The following is a 15,877-nucleotide window of genomic DNA, read 5'->3' on the forward strand; positions in this document are numbered from 1 at the left end:
ATTGCCTTTCACTAGTGGACGTTTTCGCCCGTTTTTTCCACCGATTCTTGTGAGTCGGGGAGATTTTGTGGTTTGGCCGCTAGTTTGTGCTGAATCACTGCCAGTGCCACCAAAATTACGGCCACGATTACCTGCCCTACAATGGTTTGCACACTGGGGTGCAGCCCTAGGAAGGAAATCGTCGGAACCCCGTTAAGTGGGGTGTTCAAGATATTGTCAAGATTCGGGAAGGCATCCTGCAGTTCCTTGATAGCCCCGCCCGTGATGGTGATAGCCATGAAAGCCAGCAGGAACGACGTCCACTGGAAGAAAGGCTTCAATGGCAGGCGCACCCCGAAAATCCAGACCAGAGCAAACAGAATCGCCAAGGCCACCGCCGCTGCCAGCACCCCGAACCAAACCAGGGCTTTGTCTCCACCGGTTTTAGTGGCGGCGAAAATCGGTTGGAAGAACAGAATTGTCTCGGATCCTTCGCGCAACACAGCCAGAAAGGCTACTGTCCACAGGGAAAAAGCGCCCTTCCCGGATTTGGCTTCTACACTGGATTTGATGAACTGCGACCAGGCTTCGCCGTGGGACTTCGACAAAATCCAGTTAGACACATAAATCAGCATGAGTACCGCTGCAATACCGGTGATGCCTTCAATTAGTTCCTGGCTGAGCCCGGTGGCGGTGCTGGCGGTGAGGATGCTGAAGAGTACCGCTAGGCCAGCTGATACCAACAGAGCCAGGACAATACCCACGATGACTCCGGGCAGCTGATCGCGCCGTTTGGCCTTCATCAGGTAGGTGATTACCGCCGCAATCACGAGTAGCGCCTCGGCACCTTCGCGTAGCAACACAATGAAGGACGATACGAAGCCACCCCAACCTGAACCAGCGCTGTCTTTACTGGTCATCTTGTCGAGCTTTTCGGCATCTTCCATAACCATGCTAATCAGTTTGTCGGCCGAAGCCTGAACCGTCTCAACACCCTTGTCTTCCTTGATATCCACACGCAACTGTCGGAAAGCAGCCTCTACATCGGTGACCCGCGCCAGGGATACCAGCGCAATCGTGGCCTTTTCCAGCCCCATAGATTCGTAGTGCCCCAGATAGGCATCGGTGGCCAGATGAAAAGCCTTGTCTTTATCGCCGGCCTTGTATTTTGCTACCGCAGCTTCAGCGGTTTCCTTAATTCCGTTTCCAACGCGGGTCCACTGGTCGTTTAGTGCTTTAGACTTCGACAACGCTTTGACGCGGGCATCAAGATTGGCACAAATTTCATTTATCCGAGTTTTAGCCGAGTCTGCGGTCAGAGTTTTGGCTCGAATTTCCTTTCGCAGCCCAATCAGGGATTTTCCGAATTCCTCGGCCTGTTCGGCACCGACACGGTGTACGATTTGATCCTTTAGACCCGACATCCGGTAAATCTGGTCATAGGCCACGCGGGTTGTCGCCACCACGGCTTTCTCGTCCCCCGCCGCGACCTGTTCCGGAATTTTTTTGATTTCGGCACAGGTGTCTTTCGAGGCCTTTTCCCAATCAGCCTGCTTGTTCCCGGCGATAGCCAAGGGAGCTGCAAGTAAATAAAAAGTAATGATTATCAAAGCGCTTAGTAAAGCAGCTATCCGTCTACACCCTCGCGCGCTTGCGGTGCCCGCTACTGTATATCTTAACATCATTCTCACCTTAGATTAGCGATACCTAATTTGTCAACCACCCTCCGGACGTTAAGTATATGCACTCCTTACTTGGGGTCAAATAATTTCACCTATTGATAGCCATTACCGTTTAGTGTCGCCATGCGAGCCTGCCCTTTATCAACAGTTCTCCGCCCCAGACAGGGGGGTATCACTATCGCTAGGAGGAAAACCCCTGGTAAGGCGCCCATGAGAAGAATTACCAATAAGGGTTAGCATAAAAAAAATCACATAAGCCTTGCCTAAGTCTTCCATTAGTGGTAGGTTACCGAAGTCCGAACCCAACCCGGGTTCCTAGGTAAAACCACAAGGACTGAGTTATGAAAACTAAATTGGCGTTCAGCCTGCCCATCATCATTTTAGGCATCCTCATTGCGATTGCCCCGATGTCTTTCACTCCCGTCTGCGGACCGATGGATATGCCGATGCACGGCGACTCTTCGACCATGAAAATGGGTAAAGACGACTCCATGAAGGACATGGATCACAACAAGATGGACATGGACTCCGACAAGAAGGACCATGACAAAATGGACATGGACCACGACAAGATGAACATGGACTCCGACAAGAAGGACCATGACAAAATGGACATGGACCACGACAAGATGAACATGGACTCCGACAAGAAGGACATGGACCACGACAAGATGAACATGGACTCCGACAAGAAGGACATGGATCACGACAAAATGGACATGAAAGACACGGACAAGGGCGAAACCCAGGCGCTGCAAATTGCCGCCCCCACCACCGTAAAGGCTCACGGTGGGCACAAATGGATGAAGTGCCATTGGACCGCACAAGCCTCGCTGGGCATCGGCATCGTGATTGCCCTGCTGGGAGTACTGATTTTCTTTGGCGACCCCCGGATGCGCATCGGCTTGAACCTGGCAGTAGTCCTGAACTCTGCCCTGGAGCTAGCGGTTGTACACTTCCTGATTGGGATGTGTGGCAACCCCGAAATGCACTGCAACGCCTTGACCAAACCGACGCTGTCACTGCTTTCCGTGCTGACCCTGATTTTGGGCGCAGTATTCGCCTACCTCGATTTCCGCCGCCCGGTAGCCGTATCCGCTGCTACAGAAGATAAACTAGCCTAATGAGTAAAGTTGGACAGGTTCGCTTCGGCCGCTTGGCCGAAGCGAACCTGCGTCGAAAATCATTTTGGACCGGAGTACTGATTACCATCGTGGGCGTGCTCACGGTAGCCTTCTTTTCCACCAGTTTCCTGTCCATCAGTCTGCATCAAGGGTTGGAAAACCTGAAACTGCGCATGGGCGCCGATTTAATGGTCGTCCCTAAAGGAGCCAACGAAGCCGCAGAAGGCGCTATCCTGGGTGCCGGGCCGCAAACCTTCTATTTTGACCGCTCTATCGAAGATAAAATTCGCCACGCTAAAGGCGTCAAACAGGTCACCTCCCAGACCTTCATTTCCTCGCTGAGCGCCCCGTGCTGTGCCTACAAGGTACAGATAATCGGCTTCGACCCCAAGACCGACTTCGTTATCGAACCCTGGATAGCCACCCAATACGACGGGAAGCTCAAAACCGGAGACGTAATCACCGGCAGCAGCGTGTTCCCCGAGGCAAACGGGAAAATCAAGCTGTTCAACAACGAATTCCCCGTGGTGGCGCAACTGGCGGAAACCGGCACGAACCTGGACAACTCGGTGTTCGTCAACCAGGAAACTGCCCATATGATGATTCGCTACGCCCAAGAAGTCAACCACCCCGTCAAACCCAGCGGGAACATTGACGACATTATTTCCACCGTGCTGATTAACGTAGACACCCACTACCGCCCCCAGCGGGTGATGGAATTCATCAACCGTATCCCGCAACTCAAAGACGTGGGTGTAATCTATCCGGCAGACTCAACCTCGCGCCTGAAAATGTCCCTGTCCGGAGTGACCCTCTATGTCTCGGTATCTATGGCCGTGCTATGGGTGATTGGCCTGGTAATCCTGGTGGCAGTATTCTCGTCTTCCGCCAATGAGCGCAAGAAAGAATTCGCTTCGCTGCGGGTAATCGGTGCCACCAAGGCAATGCTGCGACACCTGGTCGCCAAAGAGGCTCTGATGGTGGGAACAGCCGGGGGCATCGGCGGTATTGTCGTCGCCCTGGCGGTGCTCTATCCCTTTACCAGGGCAATTCGAAACCAGCTGGGCATGCCCTATCTGCAAGCCTCGCCGCTGCAGTCGTTGATAATCGGCGTGGTGTGTTTGGTGGGTGCATTAGTCGTCAGCCTACTCGCGGGCACTTTGTCGGTAACCAAGATGCTGCGCACCGAAACGTATTTGACGCTAAGGCAAGGTGAGTAACATGAGCGAACTGGTAATCGAAGCGAAACAACTCACCCGCGAGTTTATCCGACGCGAAAAACCATTCAACGCCGTGGAGAATGTCAATTTAGAGATAGCACCTCATGACCTCGTAGCGATAGTGGGAAGATCTGGCAACGGGAAAACCACCCTGTTGAACCTGCTGACCGGACTGCTGAAACCCACCAGCGGCGAAGTGCGGGTGGCGGGGCAAAACCTGGCGGAACTGGGCGACCGGCAACTCTCGGAGCTGCGCAACCGCACCATGGGAATCTGTACCCAGAGTCAAAGCCTGCTAGCCAGCCTCAACGCGCTGGATAACGCGATTTTGCCGGCCACCTTGTATTCCAAGGCCAGCAGCGAAACGGCATTTACCCGCGCCCTGGAACTATTCGAGGCGCTCGAGATTAAGCATCTGACCGAGGCCTATCCCAACGAGCTTTCCGGCGGCGAGATGCGCCGCGTCGCGATTGCCCGTGCGCTGGTGAACCACCCGCAAGTGTTTATTGCGGACGAACCCACCGGCGACCTGGACGCTCAAAGCACCGAACTGGTGATGCGCCTGCTGGCCGGTCTGCCCGAGGCGGGCACCGCCGTCGTCTTCGCGACCCACGACCCGCAAGCCCTCGAGACTGCCCGCACCGTCTACGAAATCAACGCCGGGGTACTGTCCAGGCAGTAACCGCAGCCGTCGCCCGCGCGAACCGCGCACGCCAGACCAAAGACTAGAACCATCACCACAATCGAAAACCACACAACCGAACCCCACACTGTAACAGTGAGGGGCTCGGAATTTCTAGACACAGACCGCAGCTAATCCGCCACAATCACGTGGAGAATGCGCGGGCCATGCACCCCCTCCACCCGGCTCAACTCGATATCTGAAGTGGCCGAAGGACCAGCCACGAAGGTAATCGGCTGGCGGTCTTTAATCGAGGCCTGAAGCCGAGCAATCGCCTCGGGGGTGTTAGACACGACCTGGTCGGCACGCACCACACAGATATGCGCATCCGGCACCAAGGTCAAAGCCCGCCGCCCTTGGTCAGGACGGTGATCCATCGCGAAAGTCCCGGTATTCGCCACCCCCACTGCGGCCGCCGTCACCACCGCGTCAATCTCGTTTAACTCCCGCGCCGTCAGGTTATCGTCGTCACGCACGTCAAAGTCGCCCGCCTCAATCGCCGCCCGCCACGAAGAATCCAAACCGGCCGGCAATATCACCGACTTCGCCCCGATATCGCGCAAATGCCGGACAATAGTAGCCGGCAAATCCGCAACCGCGACCCGCTCTACCTCCGCCTTGTAATCCGCAACCAGCTGCAAGAAATAATCCACAATATCGCCGGGAATCTCGCTGGGCTGGCCATACTGCCAAGTAATAGGCGATTCTTCCGGATTCTCGTCCGTCACGTCGACTAGCGCCTCATGAAGCCGCGAAAAAATTTCCTCTTTAGCCGAGATACTCATCATTGTTTCCTTGCTGCTCGCGCTTCCACATAGTCCGGGCACTCTGTGTCGGCGGCAACGGCACATCCCGCGCCCGCAACCACCGATACATCCCCGGAATCGGCCATTTCCCAATCTTTCGGGTAAAGGGACGCAACAGCGCCCCGGCTATCTCGGCCAGGTGCCCCGCCAAAGCCAAGCGCCAACCGCGACCCATCACCCAGCCGCCGCCCTTCATCAAAAGCGGCTCGATATGCGTAGCGTGCCCCGGTTCGCTGCGCTTCACATCCACCACTTTGCGACGCAAATCCACCAAAATATCGGTGAAAGGAATCCGCACCGGACAGACCTCTACACACGCCCCGCACAGGGTCGACGCGAAAGGCAAGGAACGATCCACCGTCGAACACACCCCACGCAACTGGGGGTTCAAAATCGCGCCAATCGGACCGGGATACACCGAACCATAGGCGTGCCCGCCCACCTTTTCGTAAACCGGGCAGATGTTCAAACACGCCGAACAGCGGATACACCGCAAGGCCGCACGCCCCAACTTGTCACGCAACACCTTGGTGCGCCCATTATCCAACAGGACAATGTGGACATCCTTCGGGCCGTCCCCCTCGCGCTTCCCCGTCCACACCGTACCATAAGGCGCCATCCGCTCCCCCGTCGAAGAACGCGGCAAAAGCTGCAAGAACACCTCTAAGTCCTGGAAAGTCGGCAAGATTTTCTCTATCCCCACCAGGGAAATCAAGGTTTCGGGCAGGGTCAAGTTCATCCGCCCATTACCTTCGGATTCCACCACCATCAGGGAACCGGTTTCCGCAATCGCAAAATTCGCCCCGGAAATCCCCACTTTGGTACGCATGAACTTTTCACGCAAATGGATTCTGGCCGCACCAGCCAACTCGACAGGATTATCCGTCACATCCGGGGGGCACGGCGTGCCGTATTGCCCCATTTCGCGCAAGAAAATCTCGCGCACTTCGCTGCGGTTACGGTGAATCGCGGGCACCAGCACGTGGCTGGGACGGTCGTGCCCCAATTGCACAATCAGCTCCGCCAAGTCGGTTTCCCATGCGGCAATGCGTTCCCGTTCCAAGGCTTCGTTGAGGTCGGTTTCCTGGGTGACCATGGATTTCACCTTGGTGACCTCGGATTCGCCCGTCTGTTTCACCAGGTCAATCACAATTCGGTTGGCTTCCTCGGCGTCGCGCGCCCAATGTAGCGTCGCTCCCGCCGCCGTGGCGTTGCGTTCGAACTGTTCCAGGTAATACGGCAGGTGACGCGCCACTCGGTTCTTAATTTCCTCGCCCGCCCGCCGGATTTCCTCCCAGTTGTCCAACTCGCCGGTGACGCGAATCCGCTTGTTACGAATCGTGTGCGTGGCGTGGTGCAGGTTCTTACGTTGCGTTTCGTTTTTGAGTTCGCGGATAGCGGCCTTCGGGAAGGCCGGAGAGTCAATCAGCGCTCCTTCCGGCGGTGCTGGGGTCAAGCGCACCAACGTGGTGCCGGGTTCATGAGGTGCCATGCCCGCATCCCCCGCTTTCCCCGACAAGCCCGCCGCTCTAGATGAATCAGCAATGAGCACGCTACTCATGAAGCCCTCCTTAAATCCCGGCGGGAACCACGCGACCGATGTACCAACAAATCCACCAGGTGAATCGGAGTGACCGGCATTTTCTCGCGCCTCATGAGACCCCCAAAATTCATCAAACAGGTATTATCCAAACTGGTGACGTAATCCGCGCCGGTGTCAAGAATATGATTGGCCTTGTCCCGCGCCATCGCAATGGAAATATCCGAATTCTTCAAACTGAAGGTTCCCCCGAAACCGCAACACTGGCGCATATCCTCGACCTCGACATAGTCGATACCCTCTACCGCGCGCAACAGGTCAATCGGAGCCGAACCCACCTTTGCGACCCGCAGCGAGTGACACGAGGCGTGATAGGTGACTTTGTGCGGAAAATATGCCCCCACATCCGTGGTGCCCAACACGTTCACGATGAACTCTGAGATATCAAAGACCCGGGAACGAATCTGGCGGGCACGCTCGGCCAGGCGCATATCGCCCGCATCCACGGCCAGCATCTCGTGCTGTTCCCGTACCGCCCCGATACACGAACCGGAAGGACCGACAATATAGTCGTAGTCCTCGAAGGCCGCCAGGAAAGCCTTAACTGAAGGCAGTGCTTCTGGGAAATACCCCGTGTTGGTAAACATTTGCCCACAACAAGTCTGTTTCTTGGGTAACACCACGCGACAGCCCAGTCGTTTCAACAGTTTCGCGGTGTTATTCACGGTTTTGGGGAACATGATATCGGACACACAGGTCGCGAAAATCGCCACCGTCTTTGGTGCCGTCTCCCCCACGATGTTAGTCATTATTTGTCCTCTCTCTTGTTGTTTATCACAAGTCACTAGTCCTCTCGGCCGTCCCTATCCCAGACTTGGAATCATCCACCCCAAAACCGGCAAAGCCTGCAGCCCCGCCAACAAGCACAACACCACCAGCAGCCCCACGGCCCACGGCAGGGATTTACGCAGCAACACGGATTCTTCGCCAACCATATCCACCCCGCCAGTCGCAATCGCCAGGGTTTGCGGGCTGATCATCTTGCCAACCGCCCCGCCCACCGTGTTGGTGGCCACCATCAAGGCCGGATTGACCCCAATCTGGGAGCCGGCCGTGTATTGCAGATTCGAGAACAAGGCGGTGGTAGAGGTACCCGATCCGGTTACCGCCGTGCCCAGCCACCCCAAAACCGGCGACAGGAAAGGGAACACAATCCCCGCGCCCGCAATCCAGTTACCAATTGTCTCGGTCTGTCCCGACAGGTTCATCACATAGGCCAAGGCCAACACCGAGGCAATCGTCAAAAACGTCCAGCGCAGCTTATAAACCTGGGTGGCGAACACTTTCCCAATCGCCACGGGACTCATACGGAAAGACAGTCCAATCACAATCGCCGTCAGGAACAGCAAGGTGCCCGGGGAACTGAGCCACTGGAAGTTGTACACCGTAGAGGGCACCGTCCTGCCCAGAGAGTTGAACACCATATTGCGATAGTTGTCCTGCCACAAGAACGGCCACAGCACCTTGATGTCCGTGCTGGCCAGTGCGGTTTTAATGGGTGCCACCAGCTGGGTGACGACGAAAACCACGACAATCAACGCATAGGGATAAAGTGCCGCGAGGGTTTTCGCCCCGCTTACTTTTTCGGGTTCATGAGGTGCTTCTTTGCCGGTCAGGCGCACCGCCGCCGCCGAGGCCCCATCCGGTTTCCAGATTCTGACCACCAACACGCCGACCGCAAGGCTGACCAAGGCCGCCACCATATTCACCAATCCAGGTGAAAACACGGCAGCCGCCCCCATCACGGCGGCGGAATACCCCAGACCCACCGCCAAGGCCAGCGGCCACACTTCCTTAAGCCCCTTAAACCCGTCCATGATGACCAACAGCACCAGCGGCACCACCCAAGCCATCAGCCCGGTTTGCCGACTGACAATAAACGACAGCTGCTCGGCCGGCATATTCGTCAGGTTTGCCCCGGTCAACAGCGGGGTCGCCATCGCCCCGTAAGGCACCGCGAAAGTGTTGCCCACCAGCACGGTCAGCGCGGCCTTCCACGGTTTGAAACCCACCGCCACCAGCATCACGCCGCAAATCGCCACGGGTGCCCCGAAACCCGCCAGGGACTCCAACAGGGCGCAAAACCCAAAGGCGATGAACACCCCCAGGACACGCGGGTCGGGCGAAATCACGTTAAACGCCTTCATCAAATCGTCGTGGTGCCCCGAGGCCACGGTCAGCTCAAACAGGAAAATCGCGCACAGCACAATCCACGTAATCGGAAACAACCCGAAGGTGCCTCCTTCCAGAGCCGCCATCAAGGCCATCGGCGTGGGCATTTGGAACACGAAAACCGCGACCCCCAGTGAGGCCAAAACTCCAATCAGCCCCGCCCAGTGCGCCTTCATCCGCAGCACGCCCAGCAGGAAAAACACCACCACTAACGGCAACAGGGCCACCAGGGCTGAGAGCCACAGGCTGCCCAGCGGGATTAGGCTCGGTTGGTGTTCCATGTTTTGCTACCACCTTCTCTTCATTGTAGAAATGTTTGCGCCCGACAAAACGCCAATTGGTTTGCCTAAACTGGATTCAGTTTACTATACGGTAAGAATCCAAAGGCAGCGGTTTCACCTGGGTTTTCGCGGGGGTTCATGAGGTGCCACCCACGATGTTTACGTAAGCATAATATGACGTATTTCTAGCTTCGGAGGCTCCCGACACGGGGTATCCCGCTGACAGTGCATAATTGTCACATGAAAAAAGCAATTATGACCGTCACCGGTCTGGATCACACCGGAATCATCGCGGCGGTATCCCAAACCCTGGCCAGCCAACGGGTGAACATCGTAAACGTCTCGCAAACCCTGATGGACGAGTACTTCACGATGATTATGCTCCTGGAATTCGACCCGGAAGTGGTGTCGTTGCGGGCCTTGCAAGACGCCATGAAATCTGTGGAGACAGCCGAAAGGCTGGAAATCCGGGTACAAGCCGAAGCCATTTTCAACACTATGCACAGTTTGTGAACCGGTTTTCACCCCCTGAATTTTTGCCAGTCCCGCGTGCGAGCTGAGCCGACGTGCCGGATGGCACCTCATGAACCCGCCGCACCCACCACCCACCAAACCGAAAGAAACCGATGAGTATTGACACCGAACACCAGATTCTTGAAACCATCCAGATGATTGCCGAGGACAATCTGGATGTGCGCACCGTCACTATGGGGCTGTCCCTGCTGGACTGCGCGGACTCCGACGTGGCGCGAGCGTGTGCGCGTATCGAGGAAAGGATTGTGGGGGCGGCCGCGCGGCTGGTGGCGGTGGCTGACGAAGTCGCCGCCGAATTCGGGGTGCCGGTCATCAACAAACGGATCTCTGTGACCCCGATTTCCCTGGTCGCGGCCGCCTGTCGAACCGACAACCCCCTGCCGTTTGCCCAGGCGCTGAACCGAGCCGGCCAGGCAGTCGGGGTTGACTTTGTGGGCGGGTATTCCGCGCTGGTCGAAGCCGGAGCGACCCGCAGCGACCAGGCGTTGATTGATTCCATCCCCGAGGCTCTGGCCAGCACGGATATTGTGTGTTCTTCGGTGAATATCGGGTCGACCCGCGCGGGAATCAACATGAGCGCGGTGGCGCGCATGGGCGAAATTGTGCGGGCGGCGGCCGAGGCGACCGCTGCGGCCGACGGCCTGGGGGCAGCCAAGCTGGTGGTTTTCGCCAATGCCGTGGGTGATAACCCGTTTATGGCCGGAGCCTTTCACGGGGTCAGCCAGCCCGACACGGTAGTGTCCGTCGGGATTTCCGGACCCGGCGTGGTGGAACGCGCCCTGCGCGAGGTGCGCGGCGCGACATTCGAGCAATGCGCGGAGGCAATCAAACGGTCAGCTTTCAAGATTACCCGCATGGGGCAGCTAGTGGGGCGCACGGTGGCCGAACGCCTGGGCGTGCCGTTTGGGATAGTCGATTTGTCACTGGCGCCCACCGCAGAAATAGGAGACTCCGTAGCCGCCATCCTAGAAGAACTGGGAGTGGAATCCGTGGGGGCACCTGGCACCACCGCTGCGTTGTCATTGTTGAATGACGCGGTCAAGAAGGGCGGGCTGATGGCGTGTTCCCTGGTCGGGGGCTTGTCCGGGTCGTTTATTCCGGTTTCGGAGGATATTAATATGATTCACGGGGTGCAGCGCGGGTCGATTAGTTTACCAAAGCTAGAGGCCATGACGGCGATTTGTTCCGTCGGCCTGGACATGATTGCGATTCCCGGCGACACCCCGGCCGCCTCGATTGCCGGTCTGATTGCCGACGAGGCCGCCATCGGGATTTCAGCGGGCAAGACCACTGCCGTGCGGGTCATCCCGGTACCCGGCAAGGGTGTGGGTGAATCCGCCAACTTCGGAGGACTGCTGGGATGGGCGCCGATTTTGGCAGTGTCACCGTTTTCCTCCGAAGCTTTCGCGGCTCGCGGCGGGCGCATCCCCGCCCCGGTGCATTCGTTTAGGAACTAGGGTGGCAGAAATACCGGGAAAAATGGGGGTGAGGCTCAAATATATCGAGCCTCCACCACAAATAACCCCGAATTTCTGCCACCAAGGAAACCGTTGACATTACGGCTTTGCTATCTCCGCGCGGATGCGCTGGGCGATAGCCGCTAGCCGGCGCAATGATAGCAACCACCCGGTTTTGTTCATCCAACAACACCAAGTCGACCTCGTATTCACGATTATTGCTGGTTTCACGCCAATAACCCCGCGCGGCACAGCTCCTGAAACCACCGCAAATCGACCCCGCGTTTTTGTGGTTTCTTCCGTACGCTTTTTGGATTTTGGTTGTTCAAAAGTTCGGATAATTGCAGTTACAAAACTTGGATAATTGCAGTTGGAAAGTTCGGATTTTGGTTGTTCAAATCCTCGGATTTTGGTATTCTGGAACCGACAAATGCCCTAAAATCAAAGGAAGCACCTCATGAAAACCGTCACCCCCGAAGGGTACCTGCCGCGCATAGTTGATTCCGAAATCGAGGAATGTCTGCGCCTCTACGGCGCGGTCGAAATCACGGGCGCGAAGTGGTGCGGGAAGACCTGGACGGCACGCCGTCACGCGCAAAGCATCGCCTATCTTGACGAACCGGGCAGTCTAGACATTGCCTTGAATGCTCCCCAGATTCTGCTCGACGGCGCAAATCCGCGCGTTATCGACGAATGGCAACTTGCACCCCAGATTTGGGATACGGTGCGTCACGCGGTGGACGATGCCGGGCAACGGCGGGGTTTGTGGATTCTCACGGGTTCTTCCGCCCCCGACTACAGCACGATTCGTCACTCCGGGGCGGGACGAATCGGACGGGTGCGTATGTCACCGATGTCACTGTTTGAGTCGGGGGATTCATTAGGTGCCATTTCGCTTAGTGGACTTTTTGCCGGGAATTTCACCCCCTGTCGCAGCGAGGTTTCCCCAGCCGACCTGGCTGCTTGCTGTGTTCGGGGTGGTTGGCCGGGTAATATCGGGAATAACCCGCGCGAGGCGCTGCGAGTGGCACGAAACTACCTGAAGGCCGTGACCACCATTAATGTGCCAGCTCAGGGACGCAGCGGCGCTGTTGCCTCGCGACTGTTGCGGGCTTTGGCGCGCAATGTTGGCCAGTCAGCCACGTATAAAACCCTAGTCAACGACATGTACGGCCCAGAAGATACCCCCGAAAAGCCCACCCCCCGCACGGTCAGTGAATACGTGGACATGTTGGATTCTTTCTATCTAATCGAACAGATTCCCGGCTGGGCACCGCCCGCACGCTCCCCGAAACGCTTTCAAATCAAGGAAAAACGGTATTTTACGGATCCGTCCCTGGCGGTGGCGTTGCTGGGGATGAACCCAGAATCTTTGTTACGGGATTTCCAGACTTTCGGCCTGGTTTTCGAAAACCTTTGTGTGCGTGACCTGTTGGTTTACGCCCGCGCTTTACCGGACATTGCCGACGAGCCGCTGCGTTACTACCGGGACGACACCGGACTAGAGGTTGATGTCATTATCGAGCAAGCCGACGGCTCCTGGGCAGGAATCGAGATAAAACTCGGGCAAAACAAGCTAGACCAAGCCGCTGCTAACCTGTTGCGACTAAAGCAAAAACTCGCCGATAATCCCTTGACACAGACTCGCGAGCCCGCCTTCCTGGCGATCATCGTAGGACTGGGAGAATATGCCTACCAACGTCCCGATGGGGTCTATGTCATCCCCAGCAACGCCCTCGCCCCCTAAATGGCACCTCATGAACAGTGCGTGGCAACCCTTAGTCCGGCTTTGTTATCTCCGCGCGGATGTGCTGGGCAATATCCGCCGCTATCCGGCGGAATTCCACTGATTGCGGGGAAAACCACCCGTCCGCGACGGGCACATCACGGAAACGGTAGCGCTCCACTAGCTCGCGCGCGGGACTGGGGGGCACGCTATCACCCAGAGGCTGGATTATCAGCGGCAAAATACCCTGGTGTCCGCCGGTTTCAAGGCGGGACGCAAACGCAGTCAGCTCCGAGCGGCACACCTCCGATTTCAGGTAGCCGGGCGTCACCGCCGCTATCAGAAACGCCTGAGCACCCGCCGCACGCCGGACGCTTTGGTTCCAGTTTTCTTTCCACGAGGTGCCATCCCGATCCGTCAACACCTCCAGGTGTTCACCGGTTTGGAATCGATAGGCGCGGGCAACCTCGAGCCCCAAGGCAGTAATCGCCCCCCGCAGATACGCATCGTCTTCCGGCAAGCAACTCATGAACACCACCACGTCAACCGAACCAACCGGACTACTGACGCTCGCCACCGGGGCTGACTCCCTGCCGTCTTTACCGTCAAAGGAACCCCCCCGGCGGGCGATGGGATACTCGCCCAGCGCCTGGTAGGGAATCGCCCACAGCTTATCCCCGTAAGGCCGGGAGTGCGCCGTGGTGCAAACCACGAAACCACGATGGAAAACCCAGCCCTGTTTCACGCAAGACTCGCGCAGGCGCTTTATACCAATAAAATCACGCGGGGAAGGCTCCGAGGAACGCTTGACCTCGATAGCAACCACCCGGTTTTGTTCATCCAACAACACCAAGTCGACCTCGTATTCACGATTATTGCTGGTTTCACGCCAATAACCCAAGCGACAGGGGCGACGCGCCCACCCATTCTCGGCACGCACCTGGTTCACAACCCAAGTCTCGAAAGCCTGACCCATCAAAGAAATATCGTGGCTAATATCGTGACCCGCGCGAGCCACCGACTCACACACATTAGACGTATCCACCGCATGAACCTTTTGCTGGCGGCGATTCAACCCCGTCACCGAGCCACGCAAATTCGGCAGAAAATGAATCAAAAAACGCCTCGAAAGCACCTCTAGGTAACGTGAGACCGTGCGCTGGTCAATCCCCAACTCGCCAGCCAAACGCAGCCTGTTCAACAGGCCACCCGGGGCACGCAACAAGGCATCGAGCAGCATCCGGGCAATCCCCGAGTCAAACACTTGTCCAGGCAGCACATCACGCCCCAACGCCAAGTCAACCTCGGCGGCCACCACATGATTAATATCACGCAAATCGATGGGCACATCCCTGCCGGGCAAACACAGATTAGGCATTCCACCCCGACGCAGCCTCCCCAGCAAAGAGTCCATCCCCTCACTGTCCACCGTGATGCCATCCCAATGCTCGTTAAACAAGGCATCCACCAGCGAGTAATCCTCTACCACCCCACGCCCGGAAAGCTCCGAGGCACTGAAAGGCAACAGTTCCAACCGATTTGCGCGTCCCGTCAACCAGTCCGGCGATCCGGCACGCTCCCGCCCAACCGTGGCGGAACCAGTCAAAATAAACCGCCGCTTGCTATCCAGCCGATCCACCAGGTCTTTTACATACTGGGTCACGTATTCTAGCTGTTGCGCCTCGTCAATAACACAACGCTGCGGCAGCGACTCCAACCACCCCACCGGATTGCGGCGCGCCGCAGCCAAGTTCCCGCCAGAGGGCAGCAAGGAATAGAAAGCATAACCGGGCGAGTCACGTTCCAAACGCCTGGTCAAAGTGGTTTTACCCACCGCCCGGCGCCCCTCCAAAATCGTCACCGGAAATACCTGGCTGGCGTTCAAACAACGCGCCAACCCCCGCCGCACATATGCCATATATCGATTATATCAGGAGAGGCAATATTTTTATTACACTGGATGCAGTATTTTATATAATGGCTGTTGTTGTGCGGTTTGCTGGGCGGCGGCGTGGCAAAAATCAGTGAGTATTTCGTTTTTGCGGGGAAAATTCCGTCAAAATCCCGATTTTTTTACTCATTTCTGCCAGGATGTCTCGGGCTCGCCGGGGGTCATGAGGTGCCATCTGGGGTGGCGGACGATGTGCCGGGGTTGCGGGTCAGGCAGGTCGTGGGGTTTGCGGGCTAAGTCTCCATGAGGCTTGCCTGTGGAGTCCCAGGCATGGAATTCGGGGTGAGGCGGGGATTGTTGTGGTCAATATCCCTGACGAAATCCTGGGGTGGACTATGGTTTTTGCGGTGGAACCCGGGGCTAGGGTCTAGTTTAGTCGGGGGATTTTTGGGGTGTTTATACTGGTGGCGGGGTTTTTGGGAAAGCTTTACTTTTATTTTGTAGACAGGACTGTTTTTGGAGGGTATCGTGGCGTTTTAGGGATTTTATGTTTCAGTAGATTCCTCGTGTTTCGGTGTTTTTTTATCACAGGAAGGAAATTTCGATTATGAATACCCCCCCGCAGTTTTGGCCGTAAGGCGTTAGCTTCTGTCGCGGCTGGCGCACTGACTGTCACTCTAACCTCGGCTTTATCCCCAGTCGTGTTGGCTGCCACACAGGTAA

General features: G+C 56.8%; 12 protein-coding genes. 6 read left to right on the forward strand and 6 right to left on the reverse strand.

The genetic code is table 11. The annotated features are described in order from the left end of the window. Positions 1-11 precede the first annotated feature (11 nt). The gene (locus F4555_RS06960; RefSeq protein ID WP_169764834.1) at positions 12-1,589 is read right to left on the reverse strand and encodes an FTR1 family iron permease; all 1,578 of its coding nucleotides are present in this window, start codon (positions 1,587-1,589) and stop codon (positions 12-14) included. A gap of 413 nt (positions 1,590-2,002) precedes the next feature. On the opposite strand from F4555_RS06960, the gene F4555_RS06965 reads away from it, so the two are divergent. From F4555_RS06965 to F4555_RS06975, 3 genes are read left to right on the forward strand one after another with little or no spacing between them, the layout of a single operon-like run. Next, entirely contained in the window at positions 2,003-2,785 is a 783-nt protein-coding gene (locus tag F4555_RS06965; RefSeq protein WP_115325901.1) for a DUF4418 family protein, read from the forward strand. Continuing rightward, complete coding sequence (locus F4555_RS06970; RefSeq protein WP_004011864.1) at positions 2,785-4,005, forward strand: ABC transporter permease; 1,221 nt, start codon at positions 2,785-2,787, stop codon at positions 4,003-4,005. The genes F4555_RS06965 and F4555_RS06970 overlap by 1 nt, the downstream gene beginning before the upstream one ends. A gap of 1 nt (position 4,006) precedes the next feature. Further along, a complete protein-coding gene (locus F4555_RS06975) occupies positions 4,007-4,687 on the forward strand; it encodes an ABC transporter ATP-binding protein (protein WP_004014372.1) in 681 nt (226 codons plus the stop codon). Between the two features lie 131 nt (positions 4,688-4,818). Here F4555_RS06975 and F4555_RS06980 read toward each other — a convergent pair whose 3' ends face one another. The 4 genes from F4555_RS06980 to F4555_RS06995 are packed head-to-tail and all read right to left on the reverse strand — an operon-like array spanning position 4,819 to position 9,546. Beyond that, positions 4,819-5,475 carry a LutC/YkgG family protein gene (locus F4555_RS06980; protein ID WP_036368924.1) on the reverse strand — a complete coding sequence of 219 codons (657 nt, stop codon included), beginning with the start codon at positions 5,473-5,475 and terminating at the stop codon, positions 4,819-4,821. Then, positions 5,456-7,054, reverse strand: a complete 1,599-nt coding sequence (locus tag F4555_RS06985) for a lactate utilization protein B (RefSeq protein WP_004017363.1) — start codon at positions 7,052-7,054, stop codon at positions 5,456-5,458. The genes F4555_RS06980 and F4555_RS06985 overlap by 20 nt, the downstream gene beginning before the upstream one ends. Next, positions 7,051-7,842 carry a (Fe-S)-binding protein gene (locus F4555_RS06990; protein ID WP_004011858.1) on the reverse strand — a complete coding sequence of 264 codons (792 nt, stop codon included), beginning with the start codon at positions 7,840-7,842 and terminating at the stop codon, positions 7,051-7,053. The genes F4555_RS06985 and F4555_RS06990 overlap by 4 nt, the downstream gene beginning before the upstream one ends. A 54-nt stretch (positions 7,843-7,896) precedes the next feature. Beyond that, the gene (locus F4555_RS06995; protein ID WP_115325900.1) at positions 7,897-9,546 is read right to left on the reverse strand and encodes an L-lactate permease; all 1,650 of its coding nucleotides are present in this window, start codon (positions 9,544-9,546) and stop codon (positions 7,897-7,899) included. A gap of 240 nt (positions 9,547-9,786) precedes the next feature. Between F4555_RS06995 and F4555_RS07000 the strand changes: the two genes are divergently transcribed. The 3 genes from F4555_RS07000 to F4555_RS07010 all read left to right on the forward strand — a co-directional run bounded on the left by F4555_RS07000 (position 9,787) and on the right by F4555_RS07010 (position 13,284). Then, complete coding sequence (locus F4555_RS07000) at positions 9,787-10,059, forward strand: ACT domain-containing protein (protein WP_004011855.1); 273 nt, start codon at positions 9,787-9,789, stop codon at positions 10,057-10,059. Positions 10,060-10,172: 113 nt separating this feature from the next. Beyond that, a complete protein-coding gene (locus F4555_RS07005) occupies positions 10,173-11,537 on the forward strand; it encodes a PFL family protein (RefSeq protein ID WP_004011854.1) in 1,365 nt (454 codons plus the stop codon). A gap of 457 nt (positions 11,538-11,994) precedes the next feature. Continuing rightward, complete coding sequence (locus F4555_RS07010; protein ID WP_004016421.1) at positions 11,995-13,284, forward strand: ATP-binding protein; 1,290 nt, start codon at positions 11,995-11,997, stop codon at positions 13,282-13,284. A gap of 31 nt (positions 13,285-13,315) precedes the next feature. On the opposite strand, the gene F4555_RS07015 is transcribed toward F4555_RS07010, so the two are convergent. Further along, positions 13,316-15,181 (reverse strand): ATP-binding protein, encoded by a 1,866-nt coding sequence (locus F4555_RS07015; protein ID WP_004016420.1) that lies wholly within the window; start codon positions 15,179-15,181, stop codon positions 13,316-13,318. Positions 15,182-15,877: the final 696 nt, after the last annotated feature.

It is taken from the genome of Mobiluncus mulieris (assembly GCF_014204735.1).
Taxonomy (GTDB): domain Bacteria; phylum Actinomycetota; class Actinomycetes; order Actinomycetales; family Actinomycetaceae; genus Mobiluncus; species Mobiluncus mulieris.

Bases quoted from the DNA above. Each gene is read 5' to 3' on its own strand.
- F4555_RS06980 (WP_036368924.1), bottom strand. From the start codon at position 5,475: ATGATGAGTATCTCGGCTAAAGAGGAAATTTTTTCGCGGCTTCATGAG.
- F4555_RS06985 (WP_004017363.1), bottom strand. From the start codon at position 7,054: ATGAGTAGCGTGCTCATTGCTGATTCATCTAGAGCGGCGGGCTTGTCG.
- F4555_RS06970 (WP_004011864.1), top strand. From the start codon at position 2,785: ATGAGTAAAGTTGGACAGGTTCGCTTCGGCCGCTTGGCCGAAGCGAAC.
- F4555_RS06990 (WP_004011858.1), bottom strand. From the start codon at position 7,842: ATGACTAACATCGTGGGGGAGACGGCACCAAAGACGGTGGCGATTTTC.
- F4555_RS07005 (WP_004011854.1), top strand. From the start codon at position 10,173: ATGAGTATTGACACCGAACACCAGATTCTTGAAACCATCCAGATGATT.
- F4555_RS06975 (WP_004014372.1), top strand. From the start codon at position 4,007: ATGAGCGAACTGGTAATCGAAGCGAAACAACTCACCCGCGAGTTTATC.
- F4555_RS07000 (WP_004011855.1), top strand. From the start codon at position 9,787: ATGAAAAAAGCAATTATGACCGTCACCGGTCTGGATCACACCGGAATC.
- F4555_RS06995 (WP_115325900.1), bottom strand. From the start codon at position 9,546: ATGGAACACCAACCGAGCCTAATCCCGCTGGGCAGCCTGTGGCTCTCA.
- F4555_RS07015 (WP_004016420.1), bottom strand. From the start codon at position 15,181: ATGGCATATGTGCGGCGGGGGTTGGCGCGTTGTTTGAACGCCAGCCAG.
- F4555_RS06965 (WP_115325901.1), top strand. From the start codon at position 2,003: ATGAAAACTAAATTGGCGTTCAGCCTGCCCATCATCATTTTAGGCATC.
- F4555_RS07010 (WP_004016421.1), top strand. From the start codon at position 11,995: ATGAAAACCGTCACCCCCGAAGGGTACCTGCCGCGCATAGTTGATTCC.